Origin of the sequence: Micromonospora sp. CV4 (assembly GCF_003667455.1) — a bacterium.
Classification (GTDB): domain Bacteria; phylum Actinomycetota; class Actinomycetes; order Mycobacteriales; family Micromonosporaceae; genus Micromonospora.
Genome location: NZ_RCVI01000319.1, coordinates 1 through 6,588, shown reverse-complemented (window position 1 = coordinate 6,588; position 6,588 = coordinate 1). Strand labels below are relative to the sequence as shown.

Annotated in this window: 3 protein-coding genes; 2 read left to right on the top strand and 1 reads right to left on the bottom strand. The window is 70.9% G+C overall.

Features of this window, described 5'->3' with window-relative positions:
- Together EAD98_RS22700 and EAD98_RS22695 are read left to right on the top strand one after the other, a co-directional pair.
- On the top strand, positions 1-2,590 hold a 2,590-nt coding region (locus EAD98_RS22700; RefSeq protein ID WP_368666166.1), incomplete at its 5' end, for a transglycosylase domain-containing protein.
- A 125-nt stretch (positions 2,591-2,715) separates the two neighbouring features.
- Complete coding sequence (locus EAD98_RS22695) at positions 2,716-4,224, top strand: glycosyltransferase family 87 protein (protein WP_121656041.1); 1,509 nt, start codon at positions 2,716-2,718, stop codon at positions 4,222-4,224.
- 122 nt (positions 4,225-4,346) lie between these two features.
- Here EAD98_RS22695 and EAD98_RS22690 read toward each other — a convergent pair.
- Positions 4,347-6,588: hypothetical protein (locus EAD98_RS22690; RefSeq protein WP_233583926.1), on the bottom strand; the 2,242-nt coding region annotated here is incomplete at its 5' end.

The following is a 6,588-nucleotide window of genomic DNA, read 5'->3' as shown; positions in this document are numbered from 1 at the left end:
CCCGTGTCTCCGGCACCGGCCGGTGCGCCCGGTGCCGGAGACACGGGCACCGGGCGCACCGGCCGGTCGGGCCGCCGTCGGCGCCGCGTCCGTCGGCGCCGCCTCGGCGGGCCGGGCCAGTGTCGGATCGGCATCCGTCGGTGGTCGGGCCGCGGTGGCTCGGGCGAGCGTCTCACCGGTCTCCGGCGGCCCGGGTGGCCCCGGCGGACCTGGTGGGCCGAACGGTCCGGGTCGCGGAGGTCGGGGCGGTCGCGGTCCGGGCGACCCGGGCGCGGCCCGGGCGAAGAAGCGCAAGCGGATCAACCTGCTGATCGCCGGGTTCGCGGTCTTCATCATGCTCGCCGGCGTCGGCGTGGTCGGCTTCACCTACTACTCGACCAACGTGGTGCTGCCCGACGAGATCATCCCGCCGCAGGCGACCACCCTGTACGCGTTCGACAACAAGACTCCGATCGCCAAGGTGGGCGATCAGAACCGCACCCTGGTCACCATCGACCAGATCCCGCAGTGGGTGCAGGACGCGGTGGCCGCCGCCGAGGACCGGAACTTCTACCGGCACTCCGGTGTGGACTACAAGGGCATCGCCCGGGCCGGCTGGAACAACCTCTCCGGCGGCGACAAGCAGGGTGCCTCCACCATCACCCAGCAGTACGCGCGCAACGCCTACGACAACCTGAAGGACGACACCTACGCCCGGAAGGTGAAGGAGGCGATCCTCGCCTCCAAGCTCAACGACGAGTACACGAAGCCGCAGATCATGCAGCACTACCTCAACGTGATCTACTTCGGCCGCGGCGCGTACGGCATCGAAGCGGCGGCGCAGACCTACTTCGGCAAGCCGGTGAAGGATCTCAAGCCGGACGAGGGCGCGGTGCTCGCGGCCCTGATCAAGCAGCCGGAGCCGAGCGCCACCCACCAGGGGTACGACCCGGCGATCAACCCGACCGCCGCGCAGGACCGCTGGAACTACGTGATCGACGGCATGGTCAAGGAGGGCTGGCTGGGCGTGCCCGGCAAGCCGGAGCGGCCCGTTGCCTACCCGAAGAACATCAAGTCCCCGAAGAAGGGCGGCATCGGGGTCGACTTCGGCGTCGACACCCCGTACGGCAACGTCATCAACTACGTCCGGGAAGAGATGCGGGACAGGGGCATCTGCGTCGACAAGGACACGCAGGTGACCGAGGCCAAGCCGCTCTGCTCGCAGGCGCTGATGGCCGGCGGTTACCGGATCCGCACCACGATCGACACCAAGATCCAGAAGGCGGCGGTCGAAACCGCCCAGCGCAAGTCCAAGGGCTCCGAGCTGGCGGGCCAGCCGAGCAACCTGATGGCCGCGGTGGTCGCGATCGACCCGAAGAACGGTCGGGTGCTCGCCTACTACGGCGGTGACAACGGCACGGGCACCGACTACGCCGGCAAGAACACCGACTCCACCGGGGCGGTCAGCGGCGGTCACTCGCCCGGCTCCAGCTTCAAGATCTATACCCTGGCGGCCGCGCTCAAGGCCGGCAAGGCGCTCGAGTCCCGGTGGAAGGGCAAGGCGTTCACGCCGGAGGGCACCAAGTTCAAGGTCAGCAACGCGGGTGACGACAACCCGGACTGTGGCAACTCCTGCACGCTCCGTGTGTCCACGCTCAAGTCGCTGAACGTGCCCTTCTACTACGTCACCGAGGAGATCGGCGCGGACAAGGTCGTCGACATGGCCAAGCAGGCCGGCGTCACCACCATGTGGCGCACCGACACCAACCCGGCGAAGGCGTACGACCTGACCAAGGCCGACCCGAAGAAGATCACTCCGGAGCCGTTCTTCAACGTGGTCGGCTACGGCCAGTACCCGATCACCGTGCTGGACCACGCCAACGGTGTGGCCACCTTCGCCAACGGTGGCGTCTACAACAAGGCGCACTTCCTCTACTCGGTGGAAAAGCAGAACCCGAACACCGGCAAGTGGGAGAAGGTGGCCAAGGGCAGCGAGAAGCTCGACTCCCAGGCGCGCATCGACAAGGACGTGGTGGCCGACGTGACGTCGGTGCTGAAGGACTACCCGGCCGCGGTCAACCACCGGCTCGACGACGGCCGCAAGGCCGCCTCCAAGACCGGCACCTGGGAACTCAGGGGCGACAGCGAGGACAACGGCGACGCCTGGATGATCGGCTACACGCCCCAGTTGGCCACGGCGGTCTGGGTGGGCAACGTGGGGAACCGGAAGGCACTCAAGCTTGAGGACGGCCGCAAGGTCAGCGGTGGAAACCTCCCGGGTGACATCTGGGAGCGGTTCATGAACCAGGCGCTGAAGGACGAGGAGAAGGTCGACTTCCCGCCGGCGGCGAACATCGGCGAGAAGGACTCCGGCAACGGTGAGGAGCCGCCGCCGCCTCCGCCGCCGGCGGGCGGTCTGCCGGGCCTGCCCGGTCAGCCGGGTCAGCCAGGTCAGCCCTGTGACCCGCTGACCAACCCCTTCTGCCCGCGTACCGACGGCAACAACGGGGGCAACAACGGGGGCAACAACCCGAACGATCCCGGCCGACCCGGAACCGGCGGCAACGGCGGCGGGCTGTTACCCGGCCTGCCACCGACCAACCGGGACTGACCCGCACCGCTGAACGACGCCGCCGCCGGCCGGACGACCTGTCCGGCCGGCGGCGGCGTTTCCGTACCCGGATCCGCGCGCCGGGACAGGACGCGCACCCCCGTCGTACGGCAGGATGCCTTCCCATGAGCACCCAGTCGACGCCCGGCATCGACGACGCCGGAACCACCGACCACCCGTCCCGCTCCGACGGGTTCGTCCGCGGCATCTCCGGCGTGATCGGCGGACCCCTCGGCGACCACGCGACGGCACTGGACCGGCCCGCCGGCGGTGAACGCCGGTTCTGGACCGCCGTCCGGATCGTGCTGGCGCTGGTCTGCCTCACGCTCGCCCTGCACTGGGTGCAGAAGTCACCGTGCCAGGACGGCGCCTGGCAGAACAACGAGCAGTACACCAAGTTCTGCTACACCGACGTGCTCGCCCTCTACTACGCCGAGGGGCTCAACGAGGGCAAGGTGCCCTACCGTGACCACCCCGTCGAGTACCCGGTGCTGACCGGCTACTTCATGGGGGCGCTGGGCCTGCCGGTGCACGCCATCGGCGACGGCGACCCCAGCATCAACCAGGGCCAGTGGTTCTACAACCTCAACGCGCTGGTGCTGGGCGCGCTCGCGGTGGCCACCGTGGCGGTGATCCTGGCGCTACGCAGACGACGACCCTGGGACGCCGCGTTGTTCGCGCTCGCCCCCGCGCTGGTGCTCACCGCCACCGTCAACTGGGACCTGCTCGCCATCGGGCTGGCCGCGTTCGGCCTGCTGGCCTGGGCCCGGAAACGACCCGTGGTGGCCGGAGTGCTGCTCGGCCTCGCCGGCGCGGCGAAGCTCTGGCCACTGTTCCTGTTGGGACCGATCCTCATCCTGGCGCTCCGGGCCGACCGGGTCCGCGCCGCGCTCACCGCCATCGGGACCGCAATCGCCGCCGTGGTGCTGGTGAACCTGCCGGCCGTGCGGGCGTACCCGGAGAACTGGGACCGGTTCTTCGAGCTGAACACCACCCGACCCATCGACTGGGGCACGCTCTGGTACATCGGGCGCTACCTCGACGGCAAGGTCGGCGGAGACCCGGCCCGGCTCGGCCCCTTCGAGTGGCTGAACGCCAACATCCCCACCCTCAACACCATCTCGTACGCCCTGTTCGGGCTCGCCTGCCTCGGCGTGGCGGTCCTGGCGCTGCGGGCGCCCCGCCGGCCGCGGCTGGCCCAGCTCGCCTTCCTGGTCGTCGCCGCGTTCCTCATCTTCAGCAAGGTCTGGTCCCAGCAGTTCGTGCTCTGGCTGCTGCCCCTGGTGGTGCTGGCCCGCCCCAAGTGGGGCGCCATCCTGGCCTGGCAGTTCGCCGAGGTCTGCTACTTCGTCGCCTTCTACGGCGAGCTGCTCGGCGCGGCGACCAGCCGCCCGGTCTTCCCGGAAGGGGTGTTCGTGCTGGCCTCGACGCTGCGGCTGGCCACCGTGGTGGTGCTCTGCGTGCTGGTCATCCGGGAGATCCTGCACCCCGAGCGGGACGCGGTGCGGGCCACCTATCCGGACGACCCCGACGGCGGCGTGCTCGACGGCGCACCGGACGCCCCCTGGCTGGACCGCTGGCGACAGCGAGCGACGACCAGTGAACCCTCACGCGAACCCGCCACCACCACCTGATCCGCATTCACGCGGCCTGGCGACGTCAGGGTTTGCGGAGGAGCCGCCCGGCGCAGGGATCAAGCCTGACCGCCCGGAGCCGGGTGGGCTCCCCCGCAAACCCGCCTTGGACGCCAGCCGCGTCAGAGGCGGTACGCCACGGCGCCGTCGATCTCCTGCCGAGTGATGCCGAGGGAGTCGACCGGCGCGTCGATGGTGATCTCCCACGGCGTTCCGGCGACCTGCCCGCGCAGCAGCACCACGGTGCGGACGCCGAGCGTGCGCAGGTAGTCGACGCTGGTCTGGTCGGGGAACGACTGGGTCACCCGGCGGACGTCGTCGAGCTGGCGCGGCGTGAAGCCGCTGCCGCCGTTCACCACGTCCGGGAAGCCGCTGGTCGACCAGAGCATCACATGCTGGTCCAGGCTCTGGTTGCTGGGCAGCACCAGCAGCGGACCCTCCACCGTGCGCAGCGCGGCCGGTTGCGTCGGCACCACCGGATGCGGGGTGGTGTTCAGGCCCTCCACGATGACCAGCAGCAACGGCAGCAGGGTGGCCAGGCGCAGCCACGGCCCCGGCCAGGACGGGATCCGCTGCGCGGCCAGCTCGCGGACCCGTTCGGTGAGGGCGGTGACCGCGCCCGCGGCGAGCAGGGCGAGCAGCAGCGTCGTCCAGAGCATCAACCGCCCGGGGGTACGCAGCGCGTTCCAGCCGGGTGCGTGCTCGAAGAGCGGGACGTAGGTGAAGGCGCCGTCGAAGAAGCGGGTGCCCATCGCGAAGGCCATCGTCACCAGAACCCCGGCGAGGAGCAGCAGCCGGTGCCGTAGCCGCCAGACCGAGAACAACAGCCCACCGGCGGCCAACGCGTACAGCACGAAGCCCGGCAGCAGAGTCATCTCCGGGTGCCACGGCAGCGCCGCTCGGGCGCCCTCGTGCAGCCCGCCCCAGATCCGCGACTCCGCGGGCGCAGTCACGAAGCCGGACGCCGGCGGCGAGAAGATGCTGATGTCACCGATGCTGCGCTCGGCGTACGGGTGCAGCTCGGTCACCTTGAAGTACGGAATCGCCATCAGCAGACCCACCCCGGCGAAGAGCACCCCGCCCACGAGGTCGGCGACGAGCAGCCGGCGGCCGAACGGCAGCGCCCGGCCGGTGCGGAGCCGCCGCGCGTAGAAGAGGACGGCGGCGACGAGCACCGCGCCGGCCAGGAAGTACGCGAACGGCAGACCGATGCCGAAGCCGAGGCTGAGCTGCCAGGCTGCCACCAGCCAGCCGGCGTACACCCAGCCGTCGTGCCGGCGCTCGGGCCGGTAGCCGTGCCGCAGCGACCAGCCGTGCCCGCGCGCCAGCATGGCAAGCGCCAGCGGGATCCCGCCGTTGGAGAGCACGTGCAGGTGCCCGGCCTGGGCCAGCAACCACGGCGCGTAGGTGTAGGCGACGCCGGCCACCGCCGCGCCGATCCGGCCCGAGCCGAGCTGCCGGGCCAGCGCGTACGCCCCGAGCGTGGCCAGCGCGTGCGCCAGCACGAACATGATGTTGTAGCGCAGCACCGCGTCCTCGGGGCCGCTGCCGAGCATCCCGGCCGGGGCGTAGCCGAGCAGCGTGTCGGAGAACGCGAAGCTCCACAGCTCGGGGAAGAACGTGTTGGACTGCCACAGGCGCGCCGGCTCGGTCAGCAGGATGTGCCCGGACCAGGCCATCTGCCATGCCTGCAGGCTCGGGTCCCAGTAGTCCTGCGGCAGGGTGTAGCGCGGGTAACGCAGCGTCGGCCAGGTCATCAACACGGCCAGCGCCAGCGCGCCGAGGCTCGCCAGTGTCCACTCGTGGATCAGGAACCGGCCGACGGCGCGTGTCGCCCGGGTGAGCCGGGAGGGCACCGGCTCCGGGGCGGAAGCGAACGCCTCCCAGCGCTCGGATCCCGCCGACTTCGCCGCACCGTCGGTCTGCACCGAAGCGTCGGCATCGCCGGCCTTCTCACCCTCGGTCGTGTCGCCGCCCTTGGCCGCCGCGTCGCCCTTGCCCGTGCCGCCCTTGGTCGCACCGTTCGTGCCTGTGCCGCCCTTGGCCGCGTCGCCCTTGCCTGTGCCGCCCTTGGCCGCGTCGCCCTTGCCTCGGTCGTTCTTGGCCGTGCGGTTCTTGGCCGTGCGGTTCTTGGTCGCGCCGTTCCTGGCTGCGCCGTCTTTGCCCGCGCCGTCGGCGGCTGCATCGTCCGTGGTGGCGCCGTTCTTGGTCGCGCCGTTCCTGGTCGCGCTGCCCGTGGCTGCGCCGTCCTTCGCCGCGCTGTCCTTGGCCGCGTCGGGCTTGGGAGCGTCGTTCTTCGCGGGGCCGGGCTCGGGGCCGTCGTCCGTGGGGGTGGCGGCTTTCGTACCGTCGCTCGTGGTGACG

Coding starts and splice junctions, on each gene's coding strand:
- EAD98_RS22695 (WP_121656041.1), top strand. CDS start 2,716: ATGAGCACCCAGTCGACGCCCGGCATCGACGACGCCGGAACCACCGAC.